This window comes from Brevundimonas sp., assembly GCF_030682035.1.
Taxonomy (GTDB): Bacteria; Pseudomonadota; Alphaproteobacteria; order Caulobacterales; family Caulobacteraceae; genus Brevundimonas.
Genome location: NZ_JAUXQZ010000044.1, coordinates 206,453 through 225,025, shown reverse-complemented (window position 1 = coordinate 225,025; position 18,573 = coordinate 206,453). Strand labels below are relative to the sequence as shown.

Below are 18,573 nucleotides of genomic sequence, written 5' to 3'. Positions count from 1 at the left end.
GGACTGGATCAAGGGCGGGTTGGGGCGGGCCGGACAGAACGCCGCCGGCTTTTTCAGCCTAGCCCCCCAGGTGAGTCGTCCAAAGCCCAGACCCGTTTCAGGCGACTGGCGGCAAGCCATCGCGGACGGATTTCCGGGGAAAGGACGGGCGGTTGTCGTTAACGCCGGTCCGGCCTATCCAGCGCCCATGACCGGCGCCCCCACCATCGACGACGTCCTCGCCGAACTGGTCGAGGAGTTCGACCTGCTCGGTGACTGGGAAGGCCGGATCGAATACGTCATCGAGCTGGGCCGGGGTCTGGCGCCCTTGCCGGACGAAGATCGCACCGAGGCGCACAAGGTGCCGGGCTGCGCCGCCCAGGTCTGGCTGGCCGTGCACCGCGAGGCGGATCGCCTGGCGTTCGCCGCCGACAGCGACAGCGCCCTGTCCAAGGGAAACATCGCCCTGCTGCTGAGACTGTATTCGGGCCGGACGCCGGCCGAGATATTGGCTTTTGACGCGCGCGCCGCGCTGGATCGTCTGGGCCTGCCGTCGGCCCTGACGCGCCAGCGCGCCAACGGCCTGAACGCCATGGTCGGCCGGATCAGGGACGCGGCCGCCATGGCGGTCTGACTGCCTGAGTCGACGGCCATTGGGAGCTGGTCGCCTCAACGCCCGGCGTGTCAACCGATGCGGTAGTGGACGGCCAGGGCGGCCAGGCCCGTCTGCAGCAGAATCTTCCCTTCGCGGCGGCGCAGACCCAGGTCGCGCTCCGCGACCTGCAGGGCCGAGGCGCGGATGCAGATGGCGTCGACCATAGGTCGCGCGATCCCGCAGGCGGCGAGGGCGGCTTCGACCCGGCGCGCCGCGGCCATGGCGGGATCGCCCGGTTCCACCCGGACCGCGGACCCGCCGCCGGCGCGGGGCAGGGCGTCCCAGCGCAGGGTGAGCGACGGCCCGCGCGTCGCCATCCCCACGTCGAGGCCCAGGCGGGCGGCCGCCGCGACCTGGGCGGCGGTCAGCCAGGGTCGTCCGTCTGCAGTCTTGCGTTGCGCCAGCCAGTCTACGGCCGATTGCCCCAGGTTGGCGCGCCGCCGGACGGGTCGGCCGTCGGCTTCCATCACCGTTCGGCTCCCCTCGATCAGGCCGGGCCGTCCGGGTTCCGGGATATCGGGACGCTCCGGCGCGGCGGTGCGCGCGACCCAGCCTCCGCCGGGTCGTCGCCGCAGGCCGGGCCTTTCGATCAGCAGACGAAACCCGGCCTCGTCCAGGACGAGGACGACGCGGCTGCGGCGGTCCCCGCCGGACCTCAGGCCGTAACCGTCGGGCACGGCTTCGATCCAGCCGCCTCGTCGGGCCAGCAGCCGTCGCGCGCGGGCCACTGCGCTGGCATCCGTCGCCGCGCCGGTCATGCGGGCAGGTCGCAGGCGGGCGCCTCGAGAAGCTGGTTCACGCAAAGCTCGAGCCGGTCCAGCAGGGCATCGACCGACGGATGATCCCGCCCGTCCTCGGCCCAACGGCAGGCCGCCGCGGCCGTCGCACGGTTCAGGCCGAAGGCGTGGGCCACGCGATCCAGCGGCCAGCCGAAGGTCACATAGGCGGCGTAGAGGGCCAGCCATCGCGCCCGGCAGACCCGTCCCTTCAGGCGCACGGACGCCGTCATCTTTTCCACGCTGATTCCTGTCGCCGCCGCGACCAGCTGCAGCGCCAGGCCCGCCCGGATACGGTCCGCCTCGGCCACAGGCACACGATAGATGTCGACCATCTGAAACTCCCGTCATCCCGTCGCGCCGGTCATTCATGCTTGCCTGCGCTGACAGGAGAATATAATCCTATACATACGTCGAAAACGGACGCATCGGCGATGTCCCACCACTGGCCGAAAAAATCTCGCTCGCTTGACTCGGGACTCTCGACGCCGATTCGCAAATCAGCCTACGATTCGCCTCAATGGGGTGGCGTTAACCTTTCTTAAGTTTTTACTCGGTTAACTCTCGAACAAGGTTACCCGGCATTGGATGTCGGAAATTACTGTCAAGCTTTGCCTGGAGGGGCATGAATGCGCGTCCTGCTTATCGAAGATGATCATGCGACTGCGCAGAGCATCGAACTGATGCTCAAGTCGGAAGGATTCAACGTCTACACGACCGACCTCGGGGAAGAGGGGATCGATCTGGGCAAAATCTATGACTATGACCTGATCCTGCTCGATCTGAACCTGCCCGACATGAACGGGCTTGAGGTTCTGCGTCAGCTCCGCGTCGGCAAGGTGAATACGCCGGTGATGATCCTCTCGGGCTCGTCGGAAATCGAGACCAAGGTGAAGACCTTCGGCGGCGGCGCCGACGACTATATGACCAAGCCCTTCCACAAGGACGAACTGATCGCGCGCACCCACGCCGTGGTCCGTCGCTCCAAGGGGCATGCCCAGGCCATCATCCACACCGGCGAGATCGCCGTGAACCTGGACGGCAAGACGGTGGAGGTGCACGGCCACCGCGTCCATCTGACGGGCAAGGAATACCAGATGCTGGAGCTGCTCTCGCTCCGCAAGGGCACCACCCTGACCAAGGAAATGTTCCTCAACCACCTGTACGGCGGCATGGACGAGCCCGAGCTGAAGATCATCGACGTCTTCATCTGCAAGCTGCGCAAGAAGCTGGCCACGGCGGCGGGCGGCAAACACTATATCGAGACCGTCTGGGGCCGCGGCTATGTGCTGCGCGACCCGACGGAATCCTCGGCCCCGGCCCCGGTCAGCGCCGCGGCCTGATCCGGACGACTATCGAGATATTGAAGCGCCCGCCGGAGCGATCCGGCGGGCGTTTTCGTGCGCGGTTCGGAGATGTTTGCGGCATCGAAAAGCACTACAGTAGATTGCGAATGTCGATTGGAGGAAGCTTTCGCCATGATCAGTCGCCGAGCTTGTCCGACGTTTCCCCGGCTCGCAATGACGCTGTCTCTGGTCGTTCTGTCCGCCTGTGGCGCACCGCCGCCAATGTCGGCCGCGGATCACGCATTCGATCAGGCGATCTCGACGGCGTTGGCCAAAGGCCAGCCTGTCGCCGTCACCTCCATCGAGCCGGGTGACTGGACGATGATGTGCGTGGTGGGGGAGGAACGACCGGCAGACATGCTGCCTCGTCACGCGGGCCGCCCGGGGGAAGAGGCGTTCGAGAGTCTGTTTGATGCAGCGGCCTACTGGTCCGGCCCGAGCTCCGCTTTCGCGTTCCTGTACAATGAGGGGGTGGAGGTGCGTCCCGTGAATGGCCTCCATGTGAACACGGGCCAGCCGATCAACAGATGCGTTCCGAGGGCTCGTGCTACCCTTGTTCAGGATGGGGAAGGCGGATGGCGGTTCCGGGACTACCCCGCTGAGAGCTAAGGCTGCCAAAAATCCGAAGGGTTTGAAGCAGAGCTCAAAACGCCTTCTCCAACCCCGCATCCTTCGGGATCTGGTTGGCCATATGCCGGCTCTTCGTCCTCGGCACGGCGAAGGTGTTGCCCGTCGCCGGACTGAACCAGATTTCATGGCTGCCCTTGCCGGGGCGGACGAACCGGCATCCGGCTTCGCGCAGACGCCGCTCGAGTTCCGGATAGAAGTCCTTGGGCACGCCTCAGGACGCCACCTTCGGCGCCGTCTCGCCGGTGATGGTGATCGGGCCGGGGGCCATGCCGTTGTCGCGCATCAGCTCGGGGGCCAGGGCCTCGACCAGATCGACGAATTCGCTCAGCGTCGCCGCCTCGACGTTCAGCCCGACGATGTCGCTGTTGGACCAATAGACCCCCGCCTCGGCGTCCCAGACAGCAGTGACCGTGTAGCGAGCCATGCCGGGATAATGGGCGCGGGGGGCGGAACCGTCAACGCGACGGTCCCGCCCGCTCAGGCTTCCCTATCCCTTCGCCACATAGCCCTTGCCGCCGTTGGACGGGCGGCGGCTACGGGGGCGGCGCTTGATCTCGCCGTCCGGCTTGGGCGTGGCTGGTGCGCTGGAGTGGCGCGGGTCGTTGTTGGTCGGGCGCGGCCGCTCGCGGGCCATCGGGTCGAACGACCGTTCGGGAGTCGGGCGGGCGTCGCGGCCCGGACCGGGCTTGCGGACGCGGTGCGGTTGCCCGCCGCCCTCCAGCTTGACGCCGTCGCGGCGCGGGTTGCGAGGGCCGCGCTGCTGCTGGCGGTCGCCGCGGCCGTCGTCGGGCATGGAGGCCTTGGACTTGACGCCCGAGGCCATGATCGACTGGTCCAGCAGGGCCAGCGACTTGTCGTTGCGGCGGTCGGTGGATGGAATCTTCTGGCGCGTAACCTTTTCGATGTCGCGCAGAAGTTTCATCTCGTCACCGGCCACGAAGCTGATGGCGGTGCCGTCGGCGCCCGCGCGGGCCGTGCGGCCGATGCGGTGCACATAGGCTTCCGGTACGAAGGGCAGTTCGAAGTTGAGGACGTGCGAGACGCCGTCCACATCGATGCCGCGGGCGGCGATGTCGGTGGCGACCAGGACGCGCAGCTTGCCGGCCTTGAAGGCGGCCAGGGTGCGTTCGCGCTGGGGCTGGCTCTTGTTGCCGTGGATGGCGCCGGCCTCGACGCCGCCCGCCTCCAGATAGGCCGCGACCTTGTCGGCGCCGTGTTTGGTCTTGGTGAAGACCAGGCAGCGCGTATAGCCCGGATCGGCGAACATCTCGGTCAGCAGGGCGCGCTTGCGGCCCTGTTCGATGTGGATGATCGACTGGCTGATGCGTTGTACGGTCGTGGCCGAGGGCGTGACCGAGACCTTGACCGGGTCCTTCAGCAGCTCGCCCGCCAGCTTGCCGATCTCCGACGGCATGGTGGCCGAGAAGAACAGGTTCTGGCGCATGGCCGGGATGCGGCTGACGATCTGGCGGATCGGCTTGACGAAGCCGAGGTCCAGCATCTGGTCGGCCTCGTCGAGGACGAAGATCTCGGTGCAGGACAGGTCCAGCGTCTTCTGCTGCATGTGATCCAGCAGGCGGCCGGGGGTGGCCACCAGGACGTCGAGGCCGGCCTGGATGGCGCGCTCCTGCGGGCCGTATTTGACGCCGCCGAAGACGACCGCGACCTTGAAGCCGAGGTGGCGGCCATAGGTCTTGAAGCTCTCGGCGATCTGGCTGGCCAGTTCGCGGGTCGGCGACAGGATGAGGACGCGCGTGGTGCGCGGCTTGGGCGCAACGCGGTTGGCGGCCAGCCGGTGCAGGATCGGCAGGGCGAAGGCCGCGGTCTTGCCGGTGCCGGTCTGGGCGATGCCCAGCAAGTCCTTGCCGGCCATGACGTCGGGAATGGCCTGGACCTGGATCGGCGTGGGGATGGTGTAGCCTTCGGAGGCCAACGCCTGCAGCAGGGCGGGGTTGAGGCCGAAGGTGTCGAACGTCTTGCTCATGGGAGCCATGTCTTTCGCTTTGTGAAGCGATGCGCGGGTCCCGCGTCGCGCGTCGGGTCGAAAGGCGGAGCCTTTTGACCGCGCGGCCACGAGGGATGCGCACCGCCAGTCCGGCCTGCAGGGTTGCGAGGCCGGGTGGATCGGGCGCCGCCCCGCGTGTCCGGGCAGCGTGATGAACTTGAGGGCCGGCCGCTGCTACAGTCAGGTCTTCGTGTTCCGAAGACCCACACGCGCTGGAGCGCACCGGGGCATCGCAATTGTGCGACGCAGCGCAAATGGGCGCGAACTGCGGCCAAGTCAAGGCGCGGAGGTTAACCGCCGCCCAGCAGGCTGACCGCCAGATTCACCGTCAGGGCCACGATCACCGTGTTGAACAGAAAGGCGGTGACGCTGTGCACGGTCGTGGTGCGGCGCAGGGACTTGTCCGAAATCTGGATGTCGGCGGTCTGCTGGGCGACGCCGATAATGGTCGAGAAATGCAGGAAGTCCCAGTAGTCCGGGGCCTCGCCGCCCGGAAACACCAGTCCGCCCCGGTCCTTGCCCTTGCCGGCCGGCGCGTAGAATTGGTGGGCATAGTGGAAGGCGAAGATGACGTGCACGAAGGTCCATGACAGGGCCACGGTGGCCAAGGCAAGAACGGCGGCCGCGCCCGCTTCTTGCCGGTCGCCGGCGACGCTCACGGCCTCGCCTACGACCACGACGATGCTGGCCAGCGCCGCCAACAGCGCCAGCGGCAGCACCGCGCCGCCGGCTTCGTCGAGGGCCGCGGCCCGCCGGCGAATGTCGCCGGTCGATGGGGTCCGCGCCAGCTTGACGCCGGACTCGACCAGGAACAGGCCCACGCCTACGTCCCACCCCAGCGCCAGCCTTGACAGCCAACCGCCGTTGGTCGGCCAGGCGGCGCTGGACGCCGCGATCAGCAGGATGGCGATCAGAGGCCAGTGCAGGCGCAAGAGGGCGGTGATGTTCATCCGGCGATGTTGCGCCCACCGTGGAGGACGGCAAGCCCCATCGTCTTGTGCACCTGCGAAAACGCTCGACTTCCGCCGGGCCATCACGGAATGTTTCAGCCCCCATCGCAGGAACCGCCCATGCCCGTGACACCGCGCGCCGGTCTTCAAGTCGCCGACGAGCTGGCGGATTTTATCGACGTCGAGGCGCTCCCGGGGCTGGAGATCGAGCCCGACGCCTTCTGGACCGGCGTCGCGAACATCTTCGGGCGGTTCGCGCCGGAGAACCGGCGGTTGCTGGCGGTGCGCGATGATCTGCAGGCGCGGATCGACGCCTGGCACCGCGGGCGGCGCGGTGCGGCGCATGACGGCGCGGCCTCGGAGGCCTTTCTGCGCGAGATCGGTTATCTGGCCGAAGAACCGGCGCCCTTCGCCATCGGAACCCGCAACGTCGACGCCGAGGTTGCGACCCTGGCGGGGCCGCAGCTGGTGGTGCCGAGCCTGAACGCCCGTTTCGTGCTCAACGCCGCCAACGCCCGCTGGGGCAGTCTGTATGACGCGCTGTACGGCACGGACGCACTGGGCGACCTGCCGCCGCCGGGCCCCTTCAACCCCGCGCGCGGCGCGCGGGTGGTGGCGCGGGCCAAGGCCTTCCTCGACGAGGCGGTCCCTCTGGCCGAGGGGCGCTGGGCTGATCTCGGCGACCCGCACGGCGGCATCGCCATCCGCGACACCAGCCAGTACGTCGGCCGCACCGGGCGGTCGCGGCTGTTCCGCCATAACGGCCTGCACATCGAGGTGGTGTTCGACCGGGAGCATCCCATCGGCCGGGACGATCCCTCGGGGATCGCCGACGTGGTGCTGGATTCGGCGCTGTCAACCATTGTCGATCTGGAGGACTCCGTCGCTGCGGTGGACGCCGCCGACAAGGTCGCGGCCTACCGCAACTGGCTGGGCCTGATGCGCGGCCATCTGGTCGAGACCTTCGCCAAGGGTGGGCGGTCCGTGACTCGTGAACTGGCCCCCGACCGGGACTTCATCGCGCCGGACGGTTCGATCGTGACCCTGCCGGGCCGGTCGCTGCTGTTCGTGCGCAACGTGGGTCACCTGATGACCACGCCGGCGGTCCGGCTGGCGGATGGGTCCGGCGCGCCGGAAGGCATTCTGGACGCCATCGTCACCAGCCTCATCGGGATGCACGACCTCAAAGGTCTCGGGACTTTCCGTAACAGCCGCGCCGGCTCGATCTACATCGTGAAACCCAAGATGCACGGGCCGGAGGAGTGCGCCTTCACCGACGCCCTGTTCGACGCGGTCGAGGACCTGCTGGGGCTGGCGCGACACACGATCAAGGTCGGGGTGATGGATGAGGAGCGCCGCACCTCGGTCAATCTGGCCGCCTGCATCCATGCAGTGAAGGAGCGGATCGTCTTCATCAACACCGGCTTCCTCGACCGTACCGGCGACGAGATCCACAGCGCCATGCAGGCCGGTCCGGTGGTCCGGAAGGGCGACATCAAGTCGGCCGCCTGGATTGCAGCCTATGAGGCGCGCAATGTCGCCATCGGTTTGGCCTGCGGCCTGTCGGGCAAGGCCCAGATCGGCAAGGGCATGTGGGCCGCGCCAGACCGGATGGCCGACATGCTGGACCAGAAGGCGGCGCATCCGAAGACCGGCGCCAACACCGCCTGGACGCCCAGTCCAACGGCGGCGACCCTGCACGCGCTGCACTATCACCAGACCGACGTCTTCGCGCTGCGCGACGAAATCGCGGCGCGGCCGATCCCAGGCCTCGACGGTCTCTTGACCCCGCCGCTGGCGAACGGCGCGAACTGGTCGGGGGCCGAGGTCGCCGAGGAGCTCGACAACAACGCCCAAGGCCTGCTCGGCTATGTCGTGCGCTGGATCGATCAGGGCGTCGGCTGTTCCAAGGTGCCGGACATCCATGACGTCGGCCTGATGGAGGACCGCGCCACCCTGCGCATCTCGTCCCAGCACATGGCCAACTGGCTGCTGCACGGCGTCTGCACCGCCGAACAGGTGGATGCGGCGCTGCTGCGCATGGCGGCGAAGGTGGATGCCCAGAACGCCGCCGATCCGCTTTATCGGCCCATGGCTGTCGACCCCGCCGCCAGCCTCGCCCTTCAAGCCGCCCGAGCTCTGGTGTTCGACGGCGTCGCCCAGCCGAACGGCTATACCGAGCCGCTGCTGCATGCGTTCAGGCTAAGGGCGAAGGCATCAGGCAACAGTCGACACCGCGAAGTTCGCCCCTCTGTCGCCTGATGCCTCGACCTACTGTCCGCTGCCCGAGCGCCACAGGTTGTTGGTCAGGGGCTCCAGCAGATAGCCGAGGGCCGTCCGCTTGCGCAGCAGAACCACGACCTCGACCGGTGCGCCAGGGCGCAGGGTTTCGGCGCCGGGCCCCATCTTGGCCAGTTCGCTGGCGGGGACCACGATCTCGGCCCGGAAATAGCGGGCTCCGGTTTCCTGGACGGTGAAGCTGTCGGCGGAAATGCGGGTCACACGGCCATGGATGATGGGCGGATTGCGTTCGCGCAGGCCGGGGAACCGGACCTCCGTACTCTGCCCGATCCGGAGGTTATCGACGTCGTTGGGGGCGATCTGGGCGATGATGACCTGCGAGGCGTCGCGGGGGACGATCTCCATCAAGGTCTGACCGGGCTGGATCACGCCGCCCTGGGTGAAGATGGTCAGGCCGACGACCTCGCCCGAGACCGGCGCCCGCACCTCGTTGCGCGCGATCTGGGCCCGCAGCTCGACCATCCGGGGACGCAGCTCGTTCAGCTGGACGTCGATCAGGCGCAGCTGGTCGGCCACGTCCTCATTCATCTTGGTGGAGACCCCAGAGACCTGCAGTCTGGTCTCGCCGACCGCTTCCCGTGACCGGGCAATCTGCGCCCGCAAGGATCCCAGTTCCCCATCCAGCTGCGCCGCCGTCCGTTCGAGGGCCCGTACCCGCGTCAGGGGGGCATAACCCTTTTCGGCCAGGCTGCGCATGCCGGCCAGTTCTTCCTGGATCAGCCGCTGCTGCTCGATGTTGGCGACGATCTGACCCTCATAGCCGGCGATCTGCTCATTCAACTGGGCGACGCGTTGTCCCAGCACTCCGGTCTCGGTTGATCGACCGGTGCGACGTGCGCCGAACTGCTGCTGCTGAATGCGCAGTGACTCACGCGCCAGCACCTGATCCTCCGCCGGCAGATTGGCGAACTCGGCCGGTGTTGGAATACTGCGCAGTCTGTCGCGTTCGGCGATCAGCCGGGCCCGCTGGGCGAGGAGGGCATAGACCTGGCTGGCCACACCGCGTTCGGTGGCCTTGAGCTCGCCGCTGGACAGTTGAAGCAGGACCTGTCCGCGACGCACCGTGTCGCCCTCAGCCACCAGAAGGGCGCTGACGACGCCGCCTTCACGGTGCTGGACGGCCTGGCGGTTGCCGGAAATGGCGACCTGGCCCTGGGCATAGGCGCCGGCGTCCAGGGGAGCCAGCGCGGCCCATCCGAGGAAGATGACGAAGAACAGCACGATGATTGCGCCGCCGATCACCAATTCGCGGCGGGGATTGTCGAGCGTGACGGGCGGACCGGCCGCCGGCGGCACGGGGGCCTCGGGCGGGGGGTTCTGCGGGGCGACGACATCGGTCATTGGGTGCGCCGCGGATGGTTCTGGGCCGGCTGCGTCGACGGCTGGGGCTGGACCTGCCGCTGCTGCGGCTGGCCCGGCGGTTGCGGCGCCGGCTGGCCGGCCGGGGACGCCGGACGGCCGGCGGTGGCGCGCATCTTCTCCAGCACGTCCTCGCGCGGTCCCTCCAGCTGGATGACGCCGTCACGCATCATCAGCAACCGGTCCACCCGCGCCAGGACGCCGGCCCGGTGGGCGATGATGACCACGGCCGCGCCACGGGCGGCGGCGCCCACAATGGCCTGCATCAGGGCCGCCTCGCCCTCCTGGTCGAGGTTGGAATTGGGCTCGTCCAGCACCAGCAGGACCGGGTCGTTGTAAAGCGCGCGCGCCAGGGCCACGCGCTGCGCCTGCCCTGCCGAAAGGCCCTGACCATAGGGTCCCAGAACGGTGTCATAGCCGTTCGGCAAGCGCAGGATCAGTTCATGGGCGCCCGCGGCCACGGCCGCCTTCACCGCGTTCCGGTCGGCCGTTTCCTGATCCACGCCGATAGAGGTCGAGAACCGGGAGATATTGTCCTTGATCGAGCCGGCGAACAGGCTGGGAACCTGGGGCAGGTAGCCGATCCAGCGCGCCAGCTCATCGCCCTCGCGTGCCTCATACTCCGCGCCGTCCAGCCGCACGGCTCCGGCCTGGGGCTTCAGGGCTCCGGCGATGACGCGGGCGAGGGTGGTCTTGCCCGAGCCGCTTGAGCCGACGATGCCGAGGGTCTCGCCGGGCTTCAGCGAGAAGGCGACGCCGCGCAGCTGCGGGTTTTCGGTGTCGGGGAATTTCACCGATACGCCTTCGACCTGCAGCCGACCCTTGGGGTCGGGCAGGGTGGTGCGCTCGCGCTCCACCGAGGCGGTGCCGGCGAACAGCTCGGTCAGAGTCTTCCAGCTGGCCACGGCCTGGACCAGGCTGGGCCAGACACCGACCAGCAGTTCGATCGGGGCCACGGCGCGGCTGAGCAGCACCGAGGCGGCGATGATGGAGCCCGGGGTGATCTCGCTCTTCACCGCCAGCCAGGCGGCCAGCCCTAACGCCGCCGACTGCATCACCAGACGCAGGAATTTGATGGCCCCGGAATAGTGACCGCCGGTCAGCTGGGCGTCGGCCTGGGCGGCGGTGGCCAGCTGGCGCTGCTCGATCTGACGCGCGATCGAGGACTGGCGCATGCCGAGGGCGCGGACGACCTCGGCCTGGCTGGCGACGCCTTCCTGGGCGGCATAGGCGTGGTTCTGGGACTGGATGGCCTTGTTCAGACGCGGGCGGGTATCGCGTTCGTTCAACCAGGCGAGGGAGAACAGGATGATCCCTCCCACCAGGGTCAGCGCCCCGATGGCCGGGTGGAGCAGAAAGCAGCACAGCAGATAGATCGGGGTCCAGGGCGCGTCGAACAGGGCCAACATGCCCTGACCGCCGATGGCGCCCCGCACATTGTCGAACTCCCGCAGTGCCTGGGTGTTGGGCGATTTGGCCTGCAGGTCGACGACCCGGGCCAACACCTTGCCGGACAACAACCGGTCCAGCCGCAGCCCGGCCCGCAGCATCAGTCGCCCGCGCAGCCAGTCGAGTCCCGCCAGAGCCGCCAGGGCGAAGACCGCTACGGCGGTAATCAGCACAAGGGTGGTCAGCCCCCCCGTCGGCACGACACGGTCATAGACCTGCATCATGTAGAGGGTGGGGGTCAGGTACAGCAGGTTGACCAGGGCCGAGAACACGAAGGCCCAGACGAAATGGGTCTTGCACGCCTTCAGCGCCTCGGCGAGGGGCTCGGTGCCCGGCTTGCTGGGGAGCAGGTTCTTTAACACGGGTTCGGTGGGTTCCAGCGGGCTCGGGGCGTCAGTCTAACGGTTTGACGCGGTTACAGATAGGCGGAGCCGTTTCGACGGCCAATACAACGATTTGGGGATGGCGGTTCATCCCGCTTGCCAGCCTGCAATCTCCGCGCCACGGCTGCTGGACGCTCAACCTGTCAGAACCGTAACTTGCGAGGCGGCCTTCGAGGTGACAAGTCTCCTTGACTTCACGGAGGGGCCCCATGCTTACGATCGAAAACCTGACCCACGTCTACGGCAACGGAACACGGGCGCTGGACGATGTCAGTCTGAGCATTCCCAAGGGCATGTTCGGCTTGCTGGGGCCAAACGGGGCGGGAAAGTCGACGCTGATGCGCTCGATCGCCACCCTCCAGACGCCGACGTCGGGTTCCATCCGCTTCGGCGACATCGACGTGATCAAGGACCCCGAACAGCTGCGCCGCGTGCTCGGCTATCTGCCCCAGGATTTCGGCGTCTATCCGCGCGTCTCGGCCTACGACATGCTGGACCACATGGCGGTGCTGAAGGGCATCTCCAACGGCCGCGACCGCAAGGCGACGGTCGAGGCCCTGCTGCACCAGGTCAATCTGTGGCCCGTGCGCGGCAAGGCGCTGGCGGGCTTCTCCGGCGGCATGCGCCAGCGTTTCGGCATCGCCCAGGCCCTGATCGGCAATCCCGAACTGATCATCGTCGACGAGCCGACCGCCGGCCTCGACCCGGAGGAGCGCAACCGCTTCCTCAACCTGCTGGCCGAGGTCGGCGAGAACGTCGTCGTCATCCTGTCGACCCATATCGTTGAGGACGTGACCGACCTGTGCCCGCAAATGGCAGTGCTGGCGGGCGGCAAGATCCAGCTGGAGGGCTCGCCGATCGAACTGACCCACGCCCTCGAGGGCCGGGTGTGGCGCAAGACCATCGACAAGGCCGATCTGGCCGCCCAGCAGGCCAGCCGCAACATCATCTCGACCCGGTTGTTCGCAGGCCGAACGGTGATCCACGTCCTGTCCGACGCCAACCCCGGGGATGGCTTCGAGCGCGCGCCGGGCGGGCTGGAAGACGTCTATCTGGCGACCGTCAACGCCTCGCGCCGCGCGACCTGAGGGACGGATCATGTTCGCCAAGATCGCCAGTTTCGAATTCCGCTACCAGCTGCGCCAGCCGGCCTTCTGGGTCATCGCCATCGTCTTCGGCCTGCTGGCCTTCGGCAGCGTGGCCAGCCCTAATATCCAGATCGGCTCGGGCGGCAACGTTCTCAAGAACGCGCCGTTTTCGCTGACCGGCGCGCACATCATCTTCAACGTGTTCTTCATGCTGGCGACGACCGCGATCGTGGCCAATGTCGTGGCGCGGGATACCCAGACCGGCTTCGGGCCTATGATCCTGTCGACGCGGATCACCAAGGGGGCCTATCTTTACGGTCGCTTCTTCGGGGCCTTCGCGGCGGTGGCGCTCTGCTACCTCAGCATCGCCATCGGCACGTTGGTGGGCACCTTCATGCCTTGGGTCGATCCCGAGACCATCGGGCCGCTGCGGCTCGGCGACTACGCCTATGCCTATGGCGTGTTCGGTCTGACGGGACTCTTCCTGACGTCCGCCCTGTTCTTCATGCTGGCCACCGTCACCCGGTCGATGATGGCGACCTATATTGGTGTCGTTGGCGTGCTGATCGCCTATCTGGCCGCGGACGGGGTGTTGGGCTCGCGGCCCGAATTCGAGACCATGATGGCCTGGGCCGACCCGTTCGGCTCGCGCGCCTTCAGCCTGGTCACCAAATACTGGACGGCGACCGAGCGGAACACGCTGAACGCGCCGCTGGAAGGCGTTCTGCTGTGGAACCGGGTGATCTGGGTGGCTGCCGGCGCCCTGTTCCTGGCCGCGTCCTATGTGCTGTTCCAGCCGTCGCCGCGCGGGGCCAAGCTGAAGAAGCAGGAGCGGCTGAAGGCGCTGGTCGAGAAGGAGCCGGCCCCCATCGCGCCCCTCGGGACCCTGCCGCGCCCGACCTATGGCTTCGCGACCGGCCTGACCCAGCTGTGGTCGCGCGCTGTGTTCGAGACGGTGCTGGTGTTCAAGAGCCCGGCCTATGTGGTGCTGGTGCTGCTGGCCATGGCCTTCGCCGTGACCTTCCTGTTCTTCACCGGCGAAATTTACGGCGCGCCGATCCTGCTAGTGACCCGCGTGGTCATCACGGCCCTGTCGGGCACCTTCGGCTTCATCGCCATGGTGATGGCGATCTACTACGCTGGCGAACTGGTGTGGCGGGATCGGGACCGCAAGGTGCACGAGCTCATTGACGCCTCGTCCACACCGGACTGGACCTTCCTCGTTCCCAAGACTCTGGCCTTGGCGCTGGTGCTGATCTCGACGCTGCTGATCGGGGTCCTGGCCGGCGTGGTGACCCAGACGATCAAGGGTCATACCGACTACGAACTGGGCAAATACCTGCTGTGGTATGTGATTCCGCAGTCGCTGAGCTTCCTGCAGCTGGCCGTGCTGGCGATCTTCGTCCAGGCCCTGTCGCCGAACAAGTTTGTCGGCTGGGCGATCATGGTCGTCTATTTGATCTCGACGCTCGTCCTGTCGAACATCGGCTTCGACCACGTGCTGTATCAGTACGGCGGCGGCATTCCTGTGCCCCTGTCCGACATGAACGGCCGGGGGGATTTCGCCGGTTTCGCGGCTTGGCTGGAGGCCTACTGGACCGCCTTCGCCGTGGTCCTGCTGGTGCTGGCCTATGGCCTGTGGCGGCGGGGCACGGAGCAGCGGCTGTGGCCGCGGCTGAAGCGGCTGCCGCACCGGCTGATGGGGCCCGCCGGTCTGATCGGCGGCGCGGCCCTTGCGGCCTTCATCGGGCTGGGCGTCTTCATCTACATGAACACCAATGTCTGGAACGAGTACCGGACGCAGGAGGCGCGGGAAGCCGAACAGGCCGCCTATGAGAAGGCCCTGCTGCGCTACGAGACCACGCCCCAGCCTGCGGTGGCGCATGTGCGGCTGCTCATGGACCTGCGTCCGCATCAGCCGAAGCTGACCACGCGGGGATCCTATGTCCTCGTCAACAACACCCAGGCTCCACTGCCCGAGGTCCACCTGCGCTGGACCGACGATCTGGAGATGGTCGGCCTGACCGTCGAGGGCGCGGCCGTCGCCCGCGACTGGGAGAATTTCGAGTATCGCATCTATCGCTTCGCCACCCCGATGCAGCCGGGCGAGCGGCGCACCGTCACTTTCGAAACGGTGCTGGAGCAGCGCGGCTTCAAGGCCAACGGCAACACCACCCGGCTGGTCGACAACGGCAGCTTCGTGAACAACATGGAGTTCGCGCCCATGATCGGCATGGACCGTCAGGGCCTGCTCACCGACCGCGCCAAACGCCGCAAGGCGGGCCTGCCCGCCGAACTGCGCCCCGCCAAGCTGGAGGACGAATCCGCCCGCAGCCGCAACTATATCGGCGCTGACTGGGTCACGGCCGACATCACCGTCAGCACCGACGCCGACCAGACCGTGGTCGCGCCCGGACAGATGGTGTCCGATGTCGTCAACGGCGATCGCCGCACCAGCCGGTTCGTGACCGAGTCGCCGGTGCTGAACTTCTTCTCGGTGCAGTCGGCCCGCTATGAGCGGACGGCGCGGATGCACAATGGCGTCGAGATGGTTGTCTTCCACGACCCGGCCCACGACCGCAACGTGCCGCGCATGCTCGACGCACTCGCATCGTCGCTGGACTATTTCCAGGCCAATTTCAGCCCCTATCAGTTCGGGCAGGCGCGGATCGTGGAGTTCCCGTACGGCAGCTTCGCCCAGTCCTATCCAAACACCTTCGCCTGGGCCGAGGGCCTCGGCTTCATCGCCGACCTCAGCGACCCCAACAAGATCGACTACGTCACCTATGTCGGCGCCCACGAGTTCGGGCACCAGTGGTGGGCGCACCAGATCGTCGGTTCGAACCAGCAGGGGGCTACCGTCCTGTCCGAGACCCTGGCCCAGTACTCGGCGCTGATGGTCATGGAGAAGTTGTATGGCAAGGACCAGATTCGCCGCTTCCTGAAGCAGGAGCTGGACCGTTACCTGCGATCGCGCGGGACCGAGCGGCTGGAGGAGATGCCGCTGATGCGGGTCGAGAACCAGCAGTATATCCACTACCAGAAGGGCGGGCTGGTCATGTATCTGCTGCGCGACCAGATCGGCGAGGATGCGGTCAACCGCGCCCTGCGCCGGGTGCTGGCGCAATACGCCTTCCAGTCCGCGCCCTATCCGCGCTCGCTGGACCTGATCGCCGCCATCCGGGCCGAGGCCCCGGCCGACAAACAGGCCCTGATCACCGACTTGTTCGAGAAGATCACCCTGTACGACGTCAAGACGACCGGGGTGACGGCTACGCGCCGCGCCGACGGCCGCTGGGACGTCGCGGTCACGGTCGATGCCCGCAAGCTCTATGCGGACGGCGAGGGGGTTGAGACGGCGTCGCCGCTGAACGAGACCTTCGACGTCGGCCTCTTCACCGCCGAACCGGGGAAGGGCGCCTTTGACGAGGATGACGTGGTCCTGCTGGAACGCCGCCGGATCCGCTCGGGAGTGCAGACCCTGCGGTTCATCACTTCGCGCAGGCCGGCCTTCGCCGGGGTCGATCCCTACAACAAATGGATCGACCGCAACTCGGACGACAATGTGCGGGCGGTGGGGTAGCGAGGGCGGTCAGTTCGGCCTGGGCCGGATGACCTGGGCCGAGAAACGCTCCATCTCTTCGAACTGCGGGCTCATCTGCAGCAGGAGAAGGTCGAGCCCGGCGTCCTCATAGGCCTCAACCCGGTCGGCGATCCGTTCGGGGGTGCCGACCAGTTGCGGTCGCAGACCGCGATTGGAGACGGAGTATTCCTGGATCTTCAATTCCCGCTCCAGCTGGGTGCCGGAAAGCCATTGGTCAAAATTGGCAAAGCCGGGCGGCGGAGCGCCGGCCTCGAGGCCTGGGATGGTGGTGATCCGGGCCTGTTCGGCCAGAGCCTCGGCCTCGCTGTCGCGGACGATCGAATAGGCGGCCATGCCGTACTGCATCGGCGGCAGCCCCTCGCGTCCGCGCCGCTCGCGCATGTCGGCGATCTTGAGCTTGATGTGTTCGGGCGTGTCGCCGTGCATGACATAGGCGTCGCACTGGCGCGCGATCATGGTCTTGGCAGCGTCGCTCTCTCCACCGGCGTAGATCACCGGTCGGGGCCGTTTGATCGGCTTGGGCTCCACGATAGCCTCGTCGAGGGTGTAGTAGCGCCCCGAGAAGCTGAACTGCGGCTCGCGCCACAGGCCGTCCACGACCTGAAGCCACTCCGAGGTGCGGGCGTAGCGGTCGTCGTGCTCGTCAAACTGAAGGCCGTAGCTGGTCGCCTCCTTCGCCCACCACGAGGACACCACGTTCAACGCCAGCCGTCCGCCAGCGATGTTGTCGATGTTGGCGGCGGCCTTGGCGAACAGGGCCGGCTGATGGAAGTTCGGGCGCACCGCCACCATGAGTTCGATCGAACGGGTCACCGCCGCCAGCGCCGCCGCGGTCGACCAGGCGTCCAGCGCCGGGGCCTGCACGCCCTTGATGTCGTTCAGATTCAATTCAGCGATGAGGGTTAGGTCGTAGCCGATCTCTTCCGAGCGTCGGACAAGCCGCGACATCGATTCCCAGCCAGCCGCGCCGTCTTCTTCGGGCAGGTTTCGCAGCCAGCCGCCAAAGACCGGCGCCCAGTATCCATATCTCATGCGGCGGCCTTTGCGGGAGCGAACTGCCCGACCAGATAGTCGATCAGGTTTTCGTGGGGGTCAAAGCCGATCACTGTCACCGGATCGGCGACAAAGTTCGACAGAGCGTTGATGTCGTAGAATTTCACCGAACCGTCGCGGTCGTCGATCAGATACTCAACGCCGCCCACGTCGATCTGCGACGCCTGGGCGATTTGTTCGGCAGCGGCGATGACTTCAGCCGGCGGGGTGATCGCCTCGATCTGGATCGAGGCCTTGCCGGGCGCGATCATGCAGACATCGGCGAGGCAGAGGTCGAAGCCGCCGGTCTCGACGCTGCAGGCGTAGAGGAAGCGACCGTTCAGCGTCTCGACCCGGACGATCCGGCCGTCGCGCGGCGGAGCGTGCTCCTGCACGAGGGCGCAGCTGTTGATCCCCATCGACACCGAACCGGCGGCGACGGCGTCGGCCAGTTCCTCCGCCGTGTCGAAGCGCTGGATGCCGGCGCCGGAACCGCCGATGTCCGGCTTGACGAGAACGGGAAAGCGCAGGCCCTGCGCGGCCTTGGGCAGGTCAGCCGCACGATGCACCATCCGTGTTTCGGGCGCGCCGTAGCCGAGGCGGCGGATCAGGGAAATCTGCCGACCCTTTGAGGTGTCGACCTCCAGCGCGGCGCCGTTGACGACCCGGGCGCCCTGGCCTTCCCAGTGGTCGAACAGGGTGCGGGCGTAGAAGATCGGGTGCTCGGTCTCGCGCAGGAAGGCGGACATGCCGATGCGGTTGAAGATCAGCGGCGCCGGTGGGGTGCCGGGTCCGGCGTCGAAGACGTGGTCGCCGGCGTGGATTCGGGTCCAGTCAAGACCGCGGCGGTCGAGCGCGGCGAACAGCGGCTCGAACCAGGCGGGGTGCTCATAGAAGATCGCCAGGTCCGTCATACGCGCGCCTTCACCTTTGTGATCGAGGCTCCAGAGGGCGATCTCGACGTCGGTTCGATCTGGTGTCGCCGCAGCGGTCCGTCAAGGCCGCGGGCGCGGGCG

15 protein-coding genes are annotated in these 18,573 nt (G+C 67.3%); 5 read left to right on the top strand and 10 right to left on the bottom strand.

Annotated elements, in window-relative coordinates:
- The first annotated feature begins 187 nt into the window (after positions 1-187).
- A complete protein-coding gene (locus tag Q8K49_RS12605) occupies positions 188-613 on the top strand; it encodes a SufE family protein (RefSeq protein ID WP_305306425.1) in 426 nt (141 codons plus the stop codon).
- A 50-nt stretch (positions 614-663) separates the two neighbouring features.
- On the opposite strand, the gene Q8K49_RS12600 is transcribed toward Q8K49_RS12605, so the two are convergent.
- Positions 664-1,392: a DUF6456 domain-containing protein gene (locus Q8K49_RS12600; RefSeq protein WP_305306424.1), complete on the bottom strand. Its 729-nt coding sequence runs from the start codon at positions 1,390-1,392 to the stop codon at positions 664-666.
- Complete coding sequence (locus tag Q8K49_RS12595; protein WP_305306423.1) at positions 1,389-1,745, bottom strand: chromosomal replication initiator DnaA; 357 nt, start codon at positions 1,743-1,745, stop codon at positions 1,389-1,391. Before Q8K49_RS12595 ends, Q8K49_RS12600 begins: the two co-directional genes overlap by 4 nt.
- Before the next feature lie 294 nt (positions 1,746-2,039).
- On the opposite strand from Q8K49_RS12595, the gene ctrA reads away from it, so the two are divergent.
- Positions 2,040-2,753 carry a response regulator transcription factor CtrA gene (gene ctrA, locus Q8K49_RS12590; protein ID WP_305306422.1) on the top strand — a complete coding sequence of 238 codons (714 nt, stop codon included), beginning with the start codon at positions 2,040-2,042 and terminating at the stop codon, positions 2,751-2,753.
- A 646-nt stretch (positions 2,754-3,399) separates the two neighbouring features.
- Here ctrA and Q8K49_RS12585 read toward each other — a convergent pair.
- The 4 genes from Q8K49_RS12585 to Q8K49_RS12570 all read right to left on the bottom strand — a co-directional run bounded on the left by Q8K49_RS12585 (position 3,400) and on the right by Q8K49_RS12570 (position 6,341).
- Positions 3,400-3,594 (bottom strand): type II toxin-antitoxin system HicA family toxin, encoded by a 195-nt coding sequence (locus Q8K49_RS12585; RefSeq protein WP_305306421.1) that lies wholly within the window; start codon positions 3,592-3,594, stop codon positions 3,400-3,402.
- Between the two features lie 3 nt (positions 3,595-3,597).
- Positions 3,598-3,810 (bottom strand): DUF1902 domain-containing protein, encoded by a 213-nt coding sequence (locus Q8K49_RS12580; protein WP_305306420.1) that lies wholly within the window; start codon positions 3,808-3,810, stop codon positions 3,598-3,600.
- 63 nt (positions 3,811-3,873) lie between these two features.
- Entirely contained in the window at positions 3,874-5,370 is a 1,497-nt protein-coding gene (locus Q8K49_RS12575) for a DEAD/DEAH box helicase (protein ID WP_305306419.1), read from the bottom strand.
- Between the two features lie 311 nt (positions 5,371-5,681).
- Entirely contained in the window at positions 5,682-6,341 is a 660-nt protein-coding gene (locus Q8K49_RS12570; protein WP_305306418.1) for a DUF1345 domain-containing protein, read from the bottom strand.
- 120 nt (positions 6,342-6,461) lie between these two features.
- On the opposite strand from Q8K49_RS12570, the gene Q8K49_RS12565 reads away from it, so the two are divergent.
- On the top strand, positions 6,462-8,603 hold the full coding sequence (locus Q8K49_RS12565; RefSeq protein WP_305306417.1) for a malate synthase G: 2,142 nt from the start codon (positions 6,462-6,464) through the stop codon (positions 8,601-8,603).
- Between the two features lie 9 nt (positions 8,604-8,612).
- On the opposite strand, the gene Q8K49_RS12560 is transcribed toward Q8K49_RS12565, so the two are convergent.
- Positions 8,613-9,983, bottom strand: coding sequence for an HlyD family type I secretion periplasmic adaptor subunit (locus Q8K49_RS12560; protein WP_305306416.1), 1,371 nt, complete (start codon positions 9,981-9,983; stop codon positions 8,613-8,615).
- Positions 9,980-11,812, bottom strand: coding sequence for a type I secretion system permease/ATPase (locus Q8K49_RS12555; RefSeq protein WP_305306415.1), 1,833 nt, complete (start codon positions 11,810-11,812; stop codon positions 9,980-9,982). Before Q8K49_RS12555 ends, Q8K49_RS12560 begins: the two co-directional genes overlap by 4 nt.
- A 230-nt stretch (positions 11,813-12,042) precedes the next feature.
- Between Q8K49_RS12555 and Q8K49_RS12550 the strand changes: the two genes are divergently transcribed.
- Positions 12,043-12,921: an ABC transporter ATP-binding protein gene (locus tag Q8K49_RS12550; RefSeq protein WP_305306414.1), complete on the top strand. Its 879-nt coding sequence runs from the start codon at positions 12,043-12,045 to the stop codon at positions 12,919-12,921.
- A 10-nt stretch (positions 12,922-12,931) separates the two neighbouring features.
- Positions 12,932-16,504, top strand: a complete 3,573-nt coding sequence (locus tag Q8K49_RS12545) for a M1 family aminopeptidase (RefSeq protein ID WP_305306413.1) — start codon at positions 12,932-12,934, stop codon at positions 16,502-16,504.
- Positions 16,505-16,513: 9 nt separating this feature from the next.
- Here the strand turns inward: Q8K49_RS12545 and Q8K49_RS12540 are convergent, their stop codons facing one another.
- Complete coding sequence (locus Q8K49_RS12540; protein ID WP_305306412.1) at positions 16,514-17,557, bottom strand: LLM class flavin-dependent oxidoreductase; 1,044 nt, start codon at positions 17,555-17,557, stop codon at positions 16,514-16,516.
- On the bottom strand, positions 17,554-18,471 hold the full coding sequence (locus tag Q8K49_RS12535) for a RimK family alpha-L-glutamate ligase (RefSeq protein ID WP_305306411.1): 918 nt from the start codon (positions 18,469-18,471) through the stop codon (positions 17,554-17,556). Before Q8K49_RS12535 ends, Q8K49_RS12540 begins: the two co-directional genes overlap by 4 nt.
- Between the last annotated feature and the right edge of the window lie 102 nt (positions 18,472-18,573).